The 17079-nt window shown below is 30.3% G+C and carries 22 protein-coding genes, 1 other RNA gene and 1 pseudogene; 12 read left to right on the plus strand and 12 right to left on the minus strand.

Going from position 1 to position 17079, the window contains the following annotated elements; translation table 11 throughout:
- The coding region (locus tag HMPREF3131_RS09625; RefSeq protein ID WP_141738206.1) for a histidine phosphatase family protein at window positions 1-305 on the minus strand (305 nt) is incomplete at its 3' end.
- A 194-nt stretch (window positions 306-499) separates the two neighbouring features.
- Here HMPREF3131_RS09625 and HMPREF3131_RS09630 point away from each other — a divergent pair.
- Window positions 500-742 carry a hypothetical protein gene (locus tag HMPREF3131_RS09630; protein ID WP_002448133.1) on the plus strand — a complete coding sequence of 81 codons (243 nt, stop codon included), beginning with the start codon at window positions 500-502 and terminating at the stop codon, window positions 740-742.
- Here the strand turns inward: HMPREF3131_RS09630 and HMPREF3131_RS09635 are convergent.
- Entirely contained in the window at window positions 734-937 is a 204-nt protein-coding gene (locus HMPREF3131_RS09635; RefSeq protein WP_002448195.1) for a sterile alpha motif-like domain-containing protein, read from the minus strand. The two genes, HMPREF3131_RS09630 and HMPREF3131_RS09635, sit on opposite strands and share 9 nt — an antisense overlap.
- Window positions 938-1391: 454 nt before the next feature.
- Between HMPREF3131_RS09635 and tsaA the strand changes: the two genes are divergently transcribed.
- The 8 genes from tsaA to HMPREF3131_RS11375 all read left to right on the plus strand — a co-directional run bounded on the left by tsaA (window position 1392) and on the right by HMPREF3131_RS11375 (window position 5248).
- On the plus strand, window positions 1392-1649 hold the full coding sequence (gene tsaA, locus HMPREF3131_RS11590; RefSeq protein ID WP_070436752.1) for a type II toxin-antitoxin system antitoxin TsaA: 258 nt from the start codon (window positions 1392-1394) through the stop codon (window positions 1647-1649).
- Window positions 1650-1671: 22 nt separating this feature from the next.
- Window positions 1672-1860 (plus strand): type II toxin-antitoxin system toxin TsaT, encoded by a 189-nt coding sequence (tsaT, locus tag HMPREF3131_RS09645; RefSeq protein WP_017175887.1) that lies wholly within the window; start codon window positions 1672-1674, stop codon window positions 1858-1860.
- Window positions 1861-1956: 96 nt separating this feature from the next.
- Window positions 1957-2523, plus strand: a complete 567-nt coding sequence (gene lnsA, locus HMPREF3131_RS09650) for a lipoprotein N-acylation protein LnsA (RefSeq protein ID WP_371089541.1) — start codon at window positions 1957-1959, stop codon at window positions 2521-2523.
- A 73-nt stretch (window positions 2524-2596) separates the two neighbouring features.
- Complete coding sequence (locus HMPREF3131_RS09655; protein WP_049379259.1) at window positions 2597-3343, plus strand: poly-gamma-glutamate hydrolase family protein; 747 nt, start codon at window positions 2597-2599, stop codon at window positions 3341-3343.
- Between the two features lie 76 nt (window positions 3344-3419).
- Entirely contained in the window at window positions 3420-3704 is a 285-nt protein-coding gene (locus tag HMPREF3131_RS09660; protein ID WP_017175890.1) for a hypothetical protein, read from the plus strand.
- Between the two features lie 155 nt (window positions 3705-3859).
- Window positions 3860-4087 (plus strand): hypothetical protein, encoded by a 228-nt coding sequence (locus tag HMPREF3131_RS09665; RefSeq protein ID WP_049335109.1) that lies wholly within the window; start codon window positions 3860-3862, stop codon window positions 4085-4087.
- Between the two features lie 132 nt (window positions 4088-4219).
- Complete coding sequence (locus HMPREF3131_RS09670) at window positions 4220-4936, plus strand: hypothetical protein (protein ID WP_070436754.1); 717 nt, start codon at window positions 4220-4222, stop codon at window positions 4934-4936.
- A 135-nt stretch (window positions 4937-5071) separates the two neighbouring features.
- A complete protein-coding gene (locus HMPREF3131_RS11375) occupies window positions 5072-5248 on the plus strand; it encodes a hypothetical protein (RefSeq protein WP_002448052.1) in 177 nt (58 codons plus the stop codon).
- A gap of 54 nt (window positions 5249-5302) precedes the next feature.
- On the opposite strand, the gene HMPREF3131_RS09675 is transcribed toward HMPREF3131_RS11375, so the two are convergent.
- The gene (locus tag HMPREF3131_RS09675; protein WP_070436757.1) at window positions 5303-6244 is read right to left on the minus strand and encodes a cation diffusion facilitator family transporter; all 942 of its coding nucleotides are present in this window, start codon (window positions 6242-6244) and stop codon (window positions 5303-5305) included.
- A gap of 434 nt (window positions 6245-6678) precedes the next feature.
- On the opposite strand from HMPREF3131_RS09675, the gene HMPREF3131_RS09680 reads away from it, so the two are divergent.
- The 3 genes and pseudogenes from HMPREF3131_RS09680 (at window position 6679) to HMPREF3131_RS09690 (ending at window position 7996) form a co-directional block, all read left to right on the plus strand.
- Entirely contained in the window at window positions 6679-6987 is a 309-nt protein-coding gene (locus HMPREF3131_RS09680; protein ID WP_228451885.1) for an SdpI family protein, read from the plus strand.
- A gap of 593 nt (window positions 6988-7580) precedes the next feature.
- Window positions 7581-7756 (plus strand): annotated as a pseudogene (locus HMPREF3131_RS11220) (tyrosine-type recombinase/integrase); the annotation flags it as partial.
- A 9-nt stretch (window positions 7757-7765) separates the two neighbouring features.
- A complete protein-coding gene (locus HMPREF3131_RS09690; RefSeq protein ID WP_017175897.1) occupies window positions 7766-7996 on the plus strand; it encodes a hypothetical protein in 231 nt (76 codons plus the stop codon).
- 89 nt (window positions 7997-8085) lie between these two features.
- Here HMPREF3131_RS09690 and ssrA read toward each other — a convergent pair.
- From ssrA to tpiA, 9 genes are all read right to left on the minus strand, one after another.
- Window positions 8086-8447, minus strand: a transfer-messenger RNA (tmRNA) gene (gene ssrA, locus HMPREF3131_RS09695).
- An 86-nt stretch (window positions 8448-8533) separates the two neighbouring features.
- Complete coding sequence (gene smpB, locus HMPREF3131_RS09700; protein WP_017175898.1) at window positions 8534-9004, minus strand: SsrA-binding protein SmpB; 471 nt, start codon at window positions 9002-9004, stop codon at window positions 8534-8536.
- Between the two features lie 24 nt (window positions 9005-9028).
- Window positions 9029-11407, minus strand: a complete 2379-nt coding sequence (gene rnr / locus HMPREF3131_RS09705) for a ribonuclease R (protein WP_017175899.1) — start codon at window positions 11405-11407, stop codon at window positions 9029-9031.
- Window positions 11408-11444: 37 nt separating this feature from the next.
- Window positions 11445-12185, minus strand: a complete 741-nt coding sequence (locus HMPREF3131_RS09710; RefSeq protein WP_017175900.1) for an alpha/beta hydrolase — start codon at window positions 12183-12185, stop codon at window positions 11445-11447.
- Between the two features lie 205 nt (window positions 12186-12390).
- The gene (secG, locus tag HMPREF3131_RS09715; RefSeq protein WP_002448159.1) at window positions 12391-12624 is read right to left on the minus strand and encodes a preprotein translocase subunit SecG; all 234 of its coding nucleotides are present in this window, start codon (window positions 12622-12624) and stop codon (window positions 12391-12393) included.
- Between the two features lie 67 nt (window positions 12625-12691).
- Window positions 12692-13162, minus strand: a complete 471-nt coding sequence (locus HMPREF3131_RS09720; protein WP_017175901.1) for a hypothetical protein — start codon at window positions 13160-13162, stop codon at window positions 12692-12694.
- 173 nt (window positions 13163-13335) lie between these two features.
- A complete protein-coding gene (eno, locus tag HMPREF3131_RS09725; protein WP_017175902.1) occupies window positions 13336-14640 on the minus strand; it encodes a surface-displayed alpha-enolase in 1305 nt (434 codons plus the stop codon).
- 131 nt (window positions 14641-14771) lie between these two features.
- Entirely contained in the window at window positions 14772-16289 is a 1518-nt protein-coding gene (gene gpmI, locus HMPREF3131_RS09730) for a 2,3-bisphosphoglycerate-independent phosphoglycerate mutase (RefSeq protein WP_048683222.1), read from the minus strand.
- 2 nt (window positions 16290-16291) lie between these two features.
- Complete coding sequence (tpiA, locus tag HMPREF3131_RS09735) at window positions 16292-17053, minus strand: triose-phosphate isomerase (RefSeq protein ID WP_017175904.1); 762 nt, start codon at window positions 17051-17053, stop codon at window positions 16292-16294.
- Window positions 17054-17079 lie beyond the last annotated feature (26 nt).

Consider the following 17079-nt stretch of genomic DNA (forward strand, 5'->3'; position numbering starts at 1 on the left):
TCCCAAACTGCATCCAATAATTGAACACTATCCCCTTCAAATAGCCCAAAACTCCATTCTTTTAGTCCTTTATTACGTTGATATGCTTGTTCAGGTAAAACATTTTCTAACGTATCACATGCCCGTTCCGAACTAGATGAATATGCTTCGTCAAAAGTAATATGATTGTGTTTAAAGTAATGACCTGCTTGCTTCGCTTGAGATATTCCTAATTTAGTAAGTGGAGAATCACTTGCACCTTGTACTTTCCCTCTTAAATTAAACATAGTTTGTCCATGTCTCATTAAATAGAGTATTTTACTCATTACATTCACCTCAATATATTTTTTAAATAATATAGGCAACTTTCTTTTACACCACTTTATAATCCATACATAGTATATCTTAATTTTTTTATACTTAAAAATAAATAAAGGTAAAAAATTAATTAATACACGTTTGGTTCTCATTGTGACGGGTATAATGAATTATAAGTTTTACAAATAAAGGAGCGTTCATTATGAATGATCATCATCAATACAATTATGTCAATCCTAATAAGCTCTCATTAGATTGGGAATGTTTTGTAATAAGTAAATCAGAAATGTTACTTGATGGAGTTCCTAGTGAACTTATTCATTCGTGGTTAGATAGAGAAATTATAGAACCTTTTTCAATTAGAGATAATGAATTAAACTTTAAAACTAAAGATATATGGAATGCGCTAAAGCAACAAAATTGGTACTATCCTAATTCAAATTAATTTATAGAGACTCATTGCTCGATTAGCGCTTTCAATTAGTTGGTGATCAACGTAATTTGACATCACATATGCTCTAATTTCTTTATTATTGCGTTCGTTTTTGGGAAATTTATGATCATTTACAATGTAGTTTGCTAAACTTCCTAGTGGTGTATCATCATTAATAAATCCAATAACAAAATCATAAAATGTCATTTTTTTCCTCCTCACATTACAACATTTCAGTATCTCCTATCATCTTATTGTTTCTAAATGAATGATGTTTATTTATATATAATCACATCAGTAAGTCATATTTTTTATAAAAGTTGTAATGTTTTAATTGATTTTATTAAAATAATTAAAACACTTTATTTCTAATTATTCACTAAAAACATTCTATGCGAATATTAATTTTCTGTAAATGTGACGATTTTTCGAATCTTTATACTCTTTTATTTACTTTTTTGATTTCCCCTTTTAATTGATAGTTTATTAGTTAATCATACATATTTATGACTGCCGATGAGTACATTTTAGTTTAATCGCCAGTTTTTTTTATGTAAATTTACGAAGTCATTCTTTTAATAAGGATTAAAGTTTTACCTTTCTTTTAAAGAAGTGATATGATGATAAAAAAGACATCATTGTTATAGAGGTGACACTACCTATGAATATTAATAAATTATTTTGGATTAATATTATGATTACCTTTTTATTTCTAGGTTTTAATATTACTGTCACCTATTTTCCTAAGTTAGATGATTATTTCTGGCTCATACCTGGTTTAATCATATGTGGTCTCACTATTTCATTCAGTTTAATTGCCGCTATCTTGGATAAAAACCTTATAAGCGAAATAATTTTTTTAACTAATCTAATCATTTTTTTATATTATATATATCCACTGATATATAACTTTTTTTAATTAAAATGTGGGAGGTTTACAAATGAGTACACATTTAACGATTTTACTTTGGCTGGGTATTATATTTGTTGTCGCTGCTTCAATTATATTAGGGTTATTGCTAAAATCTAAAAAAGAAGAACGTAAAGAATCATATTTAGGCTTTACAGTCATCTTTTATATTTTTGGTTTTGCTTTACTGATATATGTACTAATATTTGGTATTTTATAAATAGAGTTTAAAAGAACAAAATACAATCTTATTTTGTTCTTTTTTATATATTCCTCTATAAAACAATTAAGGAGATATAAATTGAAGACTATTCAATTGAAGCGTATTATATTTGTTATTTTCACTTCATTACTATTTTTCGCGTTCCCTTCTCATACTTATGCATCTATAAGTTCCACTTCTTCATCTTCAGGAAAAGGAAATGATTTCAAATTACAACCTGGTGACATTATTCTTACAAAAGGTCCGGTATTATTTGGTTTCTTTGGACATTCAAGTATTGCTTTAGATCATGATACTGTTTTACAAATTGAAGGACCTGGCGATAAGCCTATTACTGAATCTTTCGAATCATTTAAACAGCGATTTGGCGTTAAAAAAAATGATTGGATTAAAATATATCGTTGTGAATATCCTAATGCAGGTCAAAAAGCAGCTGATTGGGCAAAAGCTCATTATAAAAATAGTGATAAAACTTATTTAGTTACACTTAATTTAAAAAGTGAACGCTTTACATATTGTACTAAAATTATTTATCAAGCATATAAATACGGTGTAAGTAAAGATACGATAAATGATCATGGTTTACTGATTATCTCTCCATATGCTTTAGTTGATAATTTTAATAATGACTATCGCCTTAAGCTTGTAAAAACATACTAATAGTTAAAGACTATGGCGTTACGCTATACTTTTCTATACTAAGAAATGATATTTAAAGGAACAACTTATTTTTATGAAAAACAAAAAATTAAATTATCGATTTTTTTATTACATCTTTTTAACTCTTATTATTATATTATTTATTCTTTTCTTTCTTTACTTTTATAAACATTTTGATTTAAAACAAAATCAATCTTTAGATTACTATGCTAACTTTAATGATTTAAAACAACATACAACAAAAAATAAAGATTGGAAAATAATCACAAAACACCGTAAGCACAGCGATACCTTAATTACAGCGATTCATGGTGGAAGTATTGAACCTGGAACCACTGAACTCGCTCGTCGTATTTCAAATATTGGTCAATATAATTTTTATTCATTTGAAGGTCTACGTTCAGATAATAATGCTCAACTACATATTACTTCTACTGTTTTTGATGAACCTCAATTATTAGATATGCTCAACCATTCGTCAAAAACAGTATCTATTCACGGATATGCAGGCGATGAACCCATTGTTTACGTAGGTGGTCAAGATAAAAAATTGGTTCAAACATTACGTCATTCATTAACTGATCATGGATTTACAGTACAAAAAACGCCTAAAGGAATTGAGGCCCTTTCCAATAATAATATTATTAATAGAGATAAAAAAGATACAGGAGTGCAACTAGAATTGACGACTCGCCAACGAGCTTTGTTTTTTAAACATAACAACTTGGATAAAAATAATAGACGATCCCCCAAAAATTATACGAGAACATTTTATAGATTTGCCGAAGCAGTAGATCAAGGTATTAAAAAAGCTCAATAAATGTAATATCGTTTTTTTAGTTTTTTAATTAAATTAAATTGGGTATATATAAGTAATGAGTTTAGGAGGCGTTTCTATGGACGAATTAACTAACGAACAAAAATATACAGTAGCAAAATTTTATAAGCTATATATGGAACGTTCAAATAGTGGACAAACAGAGGAAGAAGCAAATAATTTTAAAGATAGTATTACAGCTCAAGATGATTATTTTTGCGATAGAAAGTATAGTGATTTCTTAGAAAATTGCAAAGTTCTTATTGATCATGGCTATCTAGATGGAAATATTATGTCTGATAGAATTGATAATATTAAAGTTACAAATAAAGCTTTTACGGAAATTGAACAAAGCTTTAATTAAGAATATCTAATTTTTTCTAGTTATTCCTATTCTAGGATGTTTGCTTAAAAGTCTTAAATAAATATATTTATTTAATTATGAATATAACTTTTAAAGCCTGCACATATGTATTGAGTATGTTTCAGGCTTTTTATTTTTAATAGAGGTGAGTTTACATGAATCATTGGAAAATTAATAATATGACGAATAGAAATCTACTTATACAACAAAACGAAAATGATGTATCAATAGTTGAACCTTTAAATAATGGTTCATTTAAAATTCTATCAGAGTTTAAACTGAATACACCCTCTCTTCCTATTAATACATATGATGAACATTTATATGTTTCAATCAATTTTAAAAATGAAGAAATTAATATTTACAATAAATCGAATGAATAACACTATTATATTAATAATTTTATCAACTAAATTGTTTTAAAAAAATAATAAAATGTTAAATAAATATTAATATTTATTATGTAATATTTATAGTGAAATTTGATTGACATATTGTAATGATGGAGGTCAGTTATGGATAAAATTATATTCTATCTAGGCATTACTTTATTTTTAATCGCTTGTATAGTCATTATTTTTGGTATTATTGCTATTTTTAAAAATAAAAATTACTTAAAAATGCTTGCTATGGCTATTATTATTATCTTATTAAGTATGCTTGCACTGGGTATTCATAAAGTCATTGAGAGTAATAATCCCTCTAAAAGTGACATCACTCCTATAAAAAAAGAAAAGCCTAAAGATAATAAAACAAATAAAGAAAATAACAATAAAAAAGAAAATAATTCTAAGAAAAATAATAAGGATACATCACATGAGTCTATTCAGGATACTCCTTCCACTCAAGAAAACACATCCGCCACAGAAGAAAATTCAATTCAGTCATCAGAATCACGAACTACACAACAATCAATACAACAAGAAAACTCAACTACTGAACAAAATAATGCGACTACAAATAATCAAAATTCTACACAACGACAGCAAGAACCTTCAACACAACAACAAGACACATCTCAATATCAGACGAATTCAGCAAATAATGATTCAAAACAAACACATTCTACTCACAACCAGAATAGTCAAAATAGTACTCAATATAATCATACAAATGAATCTAATACAACAAAAGACAACACTAATAATGTAAATCAAAATAGCACATCAAATACAACTCAAAATACACAAAGTAATAATACGAATAATCATATAAATCAAATAAACAATTAATAATAAAAAAGGTAGAGCTTTGAGGCTCTATCTTTTATTTTTGACATCATTTTAAAATTTATAAATATTTATTGAATATTACATTTAATATGCCATACTAAAATATGATACGACTTAAAACAAAGGGATGAGACAATGAAAAAATTAGCCTTACTAACGCTTTCAAGCTTTCTAATATTAGGTGCATGTAGTCATAGTAATGATACAGTCAAAGATGTAAATGAAAGTGCACATAAAAAGAATAATCCAAAAGCACACAAATCTAAAGGCAATTCTGAACGCGTAGATAGTAAAAAAATAAATAAAAACTAAAAATAAGGAGTAGAAGCGCTCTTACTATCCGTCGCTTCTACTCCTATTTAATTATCATTCTTCGTATTGTTTAAAGTAATCTTCGTCTAAATGGTTAAGATGAATATTTTCAATTTGTAGTGTAACATGTTCTAAATTATATTTTTCTTTCAACAATTCAGAAACTTTATTAACCGTTGAATACGGCCATTTAGTATATTCATCACTTAAAACAACATGAGCACTCAATGAACTATGGTTTGTAGTGATGCTCCATAAATGAAACTCATGCACATCTATAACGCCTTCAACGCTTTTCATTGCATTAATAATTTCATCTGAATCATATCCACCTGGAATACGCTCCATTAATACTTTCCAAGCATTTTTAATTATTTTATAACCACCATTTAAAATGATAAGAGAAATGATGATACTAATGATTGGGTCAATAATTGCCCATCCAGTAAAATGAATAAGTACTACTGCTACGATAACGCCAATTGAATTTAATAAATCTCCGAAAAAATGCCATAATGCACTTTGAATATTGACATTATCTTCTTTTCTTAAAGATCTAAATAAAATAAGTGTTAAAATGATATTTATAATAAGACCTAATACAGCTACAAATATCATGATACCACTTGCTACCGGTTCAGGATGTATGATTCTCAAAATGCCTTCGTACATAATACCTAACGAAATAACAATTAATGCTAAACCATTTAAGAAAGCTACAATAATTTCTAATCTTAAAAATCCATACGTATAATGTTTCGTTGGAGGCTTACTTGCAAAATAAATAGCAAGCATAGACAATCCTAGTGCCAAAACATCACTTAACATATGAAATGAATCTGATAATAAAGCAAGTGAATTAGCATATAATCCACCTACAAACTCTACAATTGTAAAAATCAGCGTAATAATCAAAGAAGACCAAAGCGTTGCTTTTGAACTACTTTGAAATTTCCTATGTTCTACATGATGAAAATATTTTGATTGATTGTTCATTACTTCTCTCCAAACAATTAAATTATAAATTATTTTCTTTAAAACTACCCTAATATATATTAAAAAAAACGTTACAAACATTAATATATCAACGTTTTAATGTTATTACAATAAACAATTGAAATTTAGAAATTTAAAAACATTGTATATTTGAGATGAAATGATTTATCACATAAATGTAAATATAAAATTTCATTACATTTAATCACCACAGTTGATTTACCAACCATAAAAGTTCGTTATTTCTATTTTGTCCTAGACTAACTGACTTATATCTGGTGTTAGTCAAAAGTATTCATCATTCTTTAATTTATTAACATCATACTTACATTATTTTTTTCTTTGCATTATTTCTATATAATATTAAGAAAGAAGCTCTTCAAAAACATGAAAAAGGAAGTTATCAAATGCTTTTATTTCCTTCAAGTATTTTTATGATTTTACTAGGAAATTTAATTATTAAAAACCCACCTAAAAAGATAAACCGCTTCTACGGATTTAGAACAAAAAAATCAATAAAAACTCAACATAACTGGGACAAAGGACAAATCATTTGTGGAAAGTATATAAAACATTTTTTCAGTTATAGTCTTTACTTCTCTATAATCCCTATAGCTTTAGATATATTTTTTCTGATAATCAAGAGAGAAAATATATTACTATGGTCTATCATAATACAAAGCATAATTCTTTGTATCTTACTTTTATATGTAATTCCCAAAACTAATAAAAAATTAGATTAACCAAAACCTATTATTTGCTTTATCTCAACTATTTTTTGTTGCTTTGATCTTTTTTCATTTTTGTATTCTTACGATAAATATAAATTGCATTTATCGCTCCAAGTATTATCCAGATAATCGTTATATATACATTCCCATATTTAAAAGTTAATGGCATAAATATTATAAAAAATATATTCAAAATCAGAGCAATAATATGTGTAATATCATAGCGATACATTTATAAATCAAACCTCCTAATTACTTTACTGACATTGAATCTCAGAATTCTTAACAAACCCAATTATTATCAAATGGTCTACTTAATAGCTCACGCTATGTAGACATTAATTTACAAATTTAGTTAAGTATATTTCTCAATGTACAATAAATTTCTAGATATAAATGCCGTATTCTATTTTTTCTCTTTCTTTGTGATTTTAACTAATAATTTAGCTGTTTTTTCTTCAAAAACTGTTGCTAAAGCAACTAGAATATCTATGATTTTTTTACAAACGTACAAAAACTCCAAAATATTTAAAGCCCCTTTTTAAAAATTCTTCTCAACGCACAATAATCTTTTTCGACATAAACACATCGTCTAAACTAATTATTTTCCTAGAATTGTAATTCATGAAATCCGTCATAGTCATGGGTCACTTTTGATTAATCACGGTACTAGTTTAATGGTTATTGCACAAAGATTAGGACATTATCTATTGAAGAAATAAGTACACGTTACGGACATTTATATCCTAGTACACAAAAAGAAATTGTAAAATATTTATGAGGTGATGAAATGAAAATTTTTAACTGGAATATTATAAATGAAACAGATTATGAAATAAAATGTGACTATTTAAGAAAAGATATAATAATTATTGATCACTCAACAAATAGACAGTTAGAATATTTTAAATATAATGAAATGAAAGATACTTATAGTGAAGATGATAAAATTCATGATATTATCCTTGAAATTCACAATGATAAAAATGAAATAGTTTTATACAAAAATATTGCATCTTAATTATAGGGTGCATTTTTATTGGGCATATTTGGGGCTATACTGGGGCAATAAAAATAAAAAGCTTGCAACCAATAGGGTTACAAGCTATGAGATGGAGGCGGCGGGATTCGAACCCGCGTCCAGAGGTCCTGATACAAATCTTTCTACGTGTGTAGTCTATTGATTCATTTCGCATATTGGTAAGCAATAGACAACCAACAATATGCTAGTTTGATTAAATTTCATCTAAACAGACTTCAAACGGCAGTGTTTAGCATATCCTATTAGGGTTGAATCGCGTTAACAGCACATAGGAAATGCTGTTAGGCGATGCAGAGCGCTATTACGCAGCTACTGCTAAATTATTGTTTGATTTGTCAGTTATATTTAACCGAATGTGTTGATGACGGAGACAACCCTCCGACACGCTTAATAAGCTCGGGGGACCCCTGTCGAATCCAAAAACGCCCCCGCAATATAATAAAATATAAGATACAGTTTAATTTAAACAACTTTACTTATCATAACAAATAGAGCCCGATTAAGCAACAATTATGCTTAATAACGGGCTTTCATTGCACGATCAACATCTCGTTTCATTGCTTTATCTTTCAATGCTTGACGTTTATCATGCAGTTTTTTACCACGAGCTATGCCTAATAAAACTTTACATTGTCCATGTTTTAAATACAATTTTAAAGGAATAATCGAATATCCAATTTCTCTTGTACGTTCGCCGAGTTTGATAATCTCTTTTTTATGCAATAACAGCTTTCTTGATCGTAATGGATCATGATTAAAACGATTTCCTTCTTCGTATGGAGCAATATGCATATTATTAATATACATTTCTCCACGCTTCACTTGTGCATAACTATCTTTTAAGTTCGCACTACCTCGTCGAATCGATTTAATTTCTGTACCTTGAAGCGCAATACCTGCTTCAATGGTATCTTCAATATTATAATCATGTCTTGCTTTACGGTTTTCAGCCAACGTACCTGGTGATTTTGTTTTTTTCTTGGCCATTAATGTATGTCACCTCTTTGCTGATTATTTTTTCTTACGACACGCTTTTTTCTTAATATTTTTATCTTTATAAAAAGGTTTATGCTTAGTTGCGCTTTGTTTATCACGTTGACGTTGATTTTTACCCTTACGTTGTTTACGTTTTTTCTTTTTGTTTTTATGATGATTATCTTTGGATTTATCTAAAGATTTACCACGCGTTTTAGCTTGAATCGTTTTTCCACGAGCAGGACGCTGTGATTTATCATTTTTAGGTAATGGCATGCCAACAATTTGGAAATCTATCATGCGTTCATCTACGTCTACATGAGTAACTTTAACTTTTACCTCATCACCAATTCTAAACACTTTAGCATGTCGTTCACCTATCAACGCCATTTGTCGTTCATCAAATTGATAATAATCATCTGTCATATTAGAAATATGAACCATACCTTCTATTGTATTTGGTAATTCAACGAACATACCAAAATTGGCAACAGAGCTTACAATACCTTCAAATTCATCACCAATATGTTGAATCATATACTCTGCTTTCTTCAACTCATCTGTATCTCTCTCTGCTTCAATTGCGCGACGTTCACGTTGGGATGTATGTTCTGCTAATTCTGGTAATGTTTCTTCCCATTTATGCATCTCTTTATGATTCATAGAGTGATCGACAAGATACTTACGAATTAAGCGATGAACAGTTAAATCTGGATAACGACGAATCGGGGAAGTAAAATGTGTATAATATTCTGCTGACAAGCCGAAATGACCTAAATTTGTATCATCATAATGTGCTTGTTGCATCGAACGTAACATCATTGTTGAAATAACCATTTGCTCAGAACGACCTTCAACTTCTTCTTGGATAGATTGTAATGTTGAAGGATGAATATCTTCACCTGTGCCTTTAACCATAATACCAAAATTAGTAATAAAGTCGAAGAACTGGCGTAATCGATCTGATTTTGGTTGTTCATGAACACGATAAATAAATGGCACTTCTAATTTGTTAAAATGTTCAGCAACTGTTTCATTGGCTGCTAACATAAATGATTCAATTAAACGCTCTCCTTCACCACGTTCTCGCATTATTACATCTGTAGGTAGTCCTTCTTGATTGACCAACACTTTTGCTTCATTAATATCAAAATCAATTTCACCACGACGTTTACGCATACGGATAAGTCGATTAGATAAATCTTGTGCTAAATCTAACATTGGGACAATTTCACTGTATTGTTGACGCACTTCTGTATTTTTTTCGGTAATAATTTGATTCACTGCATCATATGTCATACGATAGTTTGAATGAATAACACTATCAAATATGTCATGATTCACCACTTCGCCACGCTCATTTATTTCCATACGACAACTTAACGTTAAACGATCTACTTCAGGATTTAATGAACAGATACCATTACTTAAACGGTGTGGAATCATTGGAATAACACGGTCTACTAAATATACACTCGTTGCTCTATCATAAGCTTCTTTATCTAGCGCAGAGCCTTCTTTTACGTAATAACTTACGTCTGCAATACTTACTGTCAATTCCGTATGGCCATTATCTAGACGTTTAACGCTAATTGCATCGTCTAAATCTTTAGCATCTGCACCATCTATTGTAATTGTAAGATCGTTTCTTAAATCTCTTCGTCCCTTAATTTCTTCAGGTTTTATTTCTTCAGGGACTGATTCCGCTTCTTTTAATACCTCATCAGGAAATTCAATCTCAATTCCATGCTGATAAATAATTGAAAGAATATCTACTCCTGGGTCATTTTTATGACCTAGAATAGCAGACACATGTCCTTCTGGATTATCTGTGCCATCAGCATATTTTGTGATTTGGACAAGTACTTTATGACCATCTACGGCTCCAAGACTCTGTCCTTTAGGTATAAATATATCTTGCATAATACGTTTATCGTCAGGAATGACAAAACCAAAATGTTTTGCTTCACTATACGTACCTACCACTTGTGTGACAGAGTGTTTTTCTATAGATTTTACTTCACCTTCAACTTTTCCACGATGCTCTCCTCTGGATTTTTGTAATTCAACTATTACTGTATCTCCATCTAAAGCACGATTAATCTTTGTTGGTGGAATAAAAATATCTTCAAGTTCTTCGTTTTCTGGGCGTAAAAAAGCAAAGCCTTTTTTATTTTGACTTAAAGTACCTCTTATTAATTTTGAACTTAAATTCTTATTTGATACTTTACGTTGATAGCGATCTGTCTTTGTTCGCTCTACCAATCCTGCTTGTTCAAGTTCAACGAGCACCTTTATTAATTCTCTAAATGAGTCGGCACTACTAAGACCTAAAGCATCTTGAAAGTCTGATACAGACATCGGTTCATAATCAGGTTGTTTTACAATATCTTCAATGGATTGCTTTAAATTCATCATGCCCCTCCTTTCTTTAATCAATTATTTTTATGATTTATTCAGACCAGTCTAATCCTTCTAAAAACGCATATACATCTTCAAACACTTGCTCTTTTTCTTTATCAATTGTAATGACATGTCCTGAATTTGCATACCATTTAATTTGTTTTTCATCTGAATCTACATTTTCGTATATATAATTTGCTGACTGAGGATCAATCATTTCATCTTTTTCAGCTTGAACTACTAAAATGGGATCTAAGACTTCATCTACATCATTACGCACACGACTTAACGTATCACTAAGTTCTTTGAGTGTTTCAGTAGGATGAAAATCTTCCATTTCTTTATCAATCGTTGCTTGATCTTTACCTTCGTATTTTTTAAAATTACGTGCATATTCTAAAAAACCTTCATAGATTGTACCTTCTGTTTTTACTTCGGCAGGTGCACACATTGTTATGATACCTTTTACAGGACGGTTTAAACTTAACTTCAATGCAAATACGCCGCCTAATGACAATCCAGCTACCGCTATGTCTTCATAACCTTGTTCTACAAGATAATCATAGCCATCAAGTACATCTTTAAACCATACATATGGACTAGACTTTAATATTTCTTCTGGCGGTGCAGCATGACCTTCATACTGTGGCGCATAAGAAGTATAACCTTTTTTTTGTAAAAATCTACCAAGTTGTCTTACATCTGAGGAATTACCTGTGAATCCATGTAGGAGTAAGACTGCTCTTTTACCTTCTTGGAAAAAGAAAGGTTGAGGTAACTTAATTTGCATTTTTTATCCCTCTCTAACAAAAATTATAATATGATTACTTTTTTTATTTTGTACTAATAGACTGCATTCATTATATAATCAATCTATTTTATTCCCTGAATAGCTTAAAAATATGCATTGATGATTATATTAAAATAATGATTTCTTTATAAAATGTGTTAACTCTATTATAAATAAAAAAGCCCGACATTGATATCGTCGGACCTTATAAACCAAAATAACTTATTCCAATCATTATTAAAAAGAAAATGATGGCTAACACAATTGTTAATCTATGCAAGAATAAATCGACGCCACGTTGTTTTTGCTTACCAAATAACTGTTCAGCGCCCCCGCTAATCGCACCCGAAAGTCCATTACTTTTACTTTCTTGGAGTAATACAACAGTAATTAATGCAATACAATCAATAATTAATAAGACCATAAATAATGTATGCATGAAAATTGTCCTCCGTTCATTATATACGTTCCGAATTATAACATATTCTTAATATAGTTATCAAATACTATCGATTAAATGTACTTTTACGTACAATTGAAATAATTAACATATATATGGCTAATATTGCTGAACCAATCACGACGATTAAAATAGGTAAAATAAATAAAACCGATTTTGTTTCAATAATAGCATTTAACACCATTGTTAAGTTGACAAGTGTAAATAATACATTTGATACATATACGGCAAACATAAACCACCAAAGATATTTATGTCGATTCCATAAAGCAATCACTCCAGCTAAATATGCAAGAATATACATAATACCTGTATATCTAAAACTATTTAAAATATTATCTACTGCACTGCTTGACGCTTTTTGATGTGCTAGTGTTAACAGTGTTTTAGCAGTGCGAGCATCTAAAGCAATAAAATTATGGATAATTAATAATATACAAAATACAAGCGAACTATATCCAATCAATTGACCAGTAATACGTTCTCTTTTATTTGACTGATTAAGTTGTTGATCCATCTTCAATTCTCCTTCTTTCAATTACAAGATTATTATATCAGTTTCATCAATGAAGTTAAATCTTACACTTCTATACTATTATTTAAAGTTTTATATTAAAAAAAGCCTGTCATAGTCTCAACTCTATGACAGGCAAACGCGTGAACTCTATTGATTTTAGTATAGTGCTAAAATTATTTATCTAAATTGTAGAAAGATTTAATTCCGTCAAATTTTGCTGTTTCAAATAATTCATCTTCAATACGTAGTAATTGATTATATTTCGCAATACGATCTGTTCTTGATAATGAACCAGTTTTAATTTGACCAGCATTTGTTGCTACTGCGATATCAGCAATTGTTGTATCTTCAGTTTCACCAGAACGGTGAGATACTACTGCAGTGTAACCAGCTTTTTGAGCCATTTCAATAGCATCAAATGTTTCAGTTAATGTACCAATTTGGTTTACTTTGATTAAGATTGAGTTACCAATACCTTGTTCAATACCTCTAGAAAGAATTTCAGTATTAGTTACGAATAAATCGTCACCTACTAATTGAACTTTATCCCCGATACGATCAGTTAATTGTTTCCAACCGTCCCAGTCATTTTCATCCATACCATCTTCAATTGTAATGATTGGATATTTACTAATTAATTCTTCTAAGTAGTCAACTTGTTCAGCTGCGCTACGTTTCGCACCATGTTCACCTTCGAATTTAGTGTAGTCATATACATCATTTTCATAGAATTCAGATGAAGCACAGTCAAATCCTAAGAATACATCTTCACCTGGTTTGTAACCAGCTTTTTCAATCGCTTTAATGATTGTTTCAACTGCATCTTCAGTACCGTCAAATCTTGGAGCGAAACCACCTTCGTCACCTACAGCAGTTTCTAATCCACGTTCACTTAAAATTGATTTTAAGTTATGGAAAATTTCAGCACCCCAACGTAATGCTTCTTTAAATGATTCAGCACCAGTTGGTAAAATCATGAATTCTTGGAATGCAATTGGTGCATCTGAGTGAGAACCACCGTTAACAATATTCATCATTGGGACTGGTAATTGTTTACCGTTAAATCCACCGAAATATTTGTATAATGGTTGACCTAATAAGTCAGCTGCTGCGCGTGCAACGGCAATAGATACACCTAAAATAGCGTTTGCACCTAATTTACCTTTGTTAGGTGTTCCGTCTAATTGAATCATCATTTTATCAATTGATACTTGATCTAAAACTGAAAATTCACCTTCAACGATTTCTGGAGCGATAATTTCGTTTACATTTTCAACAGCTTTTGTAACGCCTTTACCGCTATAACGTGATTTATCTCCATCACGTAATTCAACTGCTTCGTGTTCACCAGTAGAAGCACCTGAAGGTACTAAAGCACGACCAAAAGCACCACTTTCAGTTAATACTTCAACTTCAACTGTTGGGTTACCACGTGAGTCTAATACTTCGCGAGCATAAACATCTGTAATAATTGGCATAATAAATAATCTCCTTTAAATTTAGATTCCTTAATTATTATAACTATTTTTTGTTATTTAATAAAATATTTATACTAAGATGACTTAATATTAAAGAATAATATTAAATCATCTTATCATTTACAGTTTTACTAATGCTTAATTAAAGATTCACCTGTCATGTCTGACGGTTGTTCAACATTTAATAAGTCTAGTAATGTAGGTGCTAAGTCACCTAAACGACCAGTTTCACGTAATGTTACATCTTCTTTAGTAACAATTACCGGAACTGGGTTTGTAGTATGAGTAGTCATAGGTTGATCATCATCAGTTAAAACTTGATCTGAGTTACCATGGTCAGCTGTAATAATTGCATAGCCATTCATATCTAAAATTTTATCAACCACTTCACCTAAACATTCATCTACTGCTTCAATTGCTTTGATAGTTGGTTCAAGCATACCACTATGACCTACCATGTCAGGGTTAGCAAAGTTTAAAATAATTAAATCTAAATCACCTTTGTCTAACTCTTCTAACAATGTATCTTTAACTTCGTATGCACTCATTTCAGGTTTTAAATCATACGTAGCAACTTTAGGTGAATCGATTAAGCGACGACGTTCACCTTCAAATTCTTCATTACGTCCCCCACTCATGAAATAAGTAACATGTGGGTATTTTTCAGTTTCTGCAATACGTAATTGTTTTAAATTATTATTTTGAGCAACTTCACCAATTGTATTCGTTAAATCAACTTTTTCAAATACGACTTCTGCATCAACATTATCATTGTATTTAGTAAACGTTGCATAGAATAAATCATTTACACGCTCAACTTTAAAGCCGTCAAATGCTTTATTTGTAAATATTTCAGATAATTGTGCTGCTCTATCAGGACGGAAATTGAAGAAGATAACAGCATCACCATCTTGAACACCTTCATTTTGTCCTTCAACTATGAAAGGTTCAACAAATTCATCTGTAACATCATTTGCATAATTCGCTTCTACACCTTCTTTAGCGTTCGCATAAGAAGGTCCTTCGAAATTGCGAATAGCATTATAAGCTTTTTCTTCACGATCCCAACGTTTATCACGGTCCATTGCGTAATAACGACCTGAAATTGATGCGAATTGACCTACACCAAGTTCTTTGAATTTAGCTTCTGTTTCTTCAATATATTTAATTGCTGATTTTTGATCTACATCACGACCATCTAAAAATGCATGTACATACACTTTATCTAAACCTTTTTGTTTAGCAAGTTCTAATAATGCAAATAAATGTTTGTAATGACTGTGAACACCGCCATCTGAAAGTAAACCAAATACATGTAATGCTGAATCGTGATCTTTAACGTGTTGAGCTGCTTTACCTAACACTTCATTTTCGTAGAAATCACCATCTTCAATGGATTTATTAATACGAGTTAAACTTTGATAGACAATACGGCCTGCACCTATATTCATATGACCTACTTCAGAGTTACCCATTTGACCTTCAGGAAGACCAACATCTAAACCACTTGCTTCAATTTGAGTCGTAGGATATTTGTTGTAATAACGATCAAAATTTGGTTTATGCGCTTGTTTTACTGCATTACCATGTTCACTTTCACGGTTAGCAAAACCGTCTAAAATAATTAATGCTGTTGGTTGTTTAGCCATAATTATTTAGCACCTTCTAACAATTGTACAAAATCATCTACTTTAAGTGATGCGCCACCAACTAATGCACCATCGATATCTGATTGAGCCATATATTCTTTAACATTATTTGGTTTCACACTACCACCATATTGAATACGAGTCGCATCAGCTACATCTTGACTAGACACGTCTGCTACTGTTTTACGTACTTGTGCACACATTTCATTTGCATCTTCTGAAGTAGCTGATTTACCAGTACCGATTGCCCAAATTGGTTCATAAGCAATAACAACTTCTTTAAGTTGATCTTCTGACAAGCCTTTTACTGCTTCTTTTACTTGGTTGCTTACTACTTCGTTAGCTTTGCCATTTTCTCTTTCTTCATCTGTTTCACCAACACAAATAATTGGTGTCATTCCATGATTAAATACTGCATGTGCTTTTTTATTTACATCTTCATCTGTTTCATGGAATAATTCACGACGTTCTGAATGTCCAATAACGACATATTTAACACCTAAATCAGCTAATGCTACTGGAGAAGTTTCTCCTGTATATGCACCATTATCTTCAAAATAAGTGTTTTGAGCACCAATTTTTAATCCTTTTGCTTTGCCATCATTCACTAGAGAGATTAATGCATCTAATTGAATTGTTGGCGCACAAATTACTGATTCAACTTCCTTTTCATCAGGTAATGTAGGTAAATTGTTTACAAAGTCTTTAGCTTCTTGAACTGTTTTATTCATTTTCCAGTTACCAGCTATGATTGGTTTTCTCATTATTGACACTCCTATTATTAATAAAT

The sequence above is a fragment of the Staphylococcus sp. HMSC14C01 genome (assembly GCF_001808085.1).
In the GTDB taxonomy this organism is placed as follows: Bacteria; Bacillota; Bacilli; order Staphylococcales; family Staphylococcaceae; genus Staphylococcus; species Staphylococcus hominis.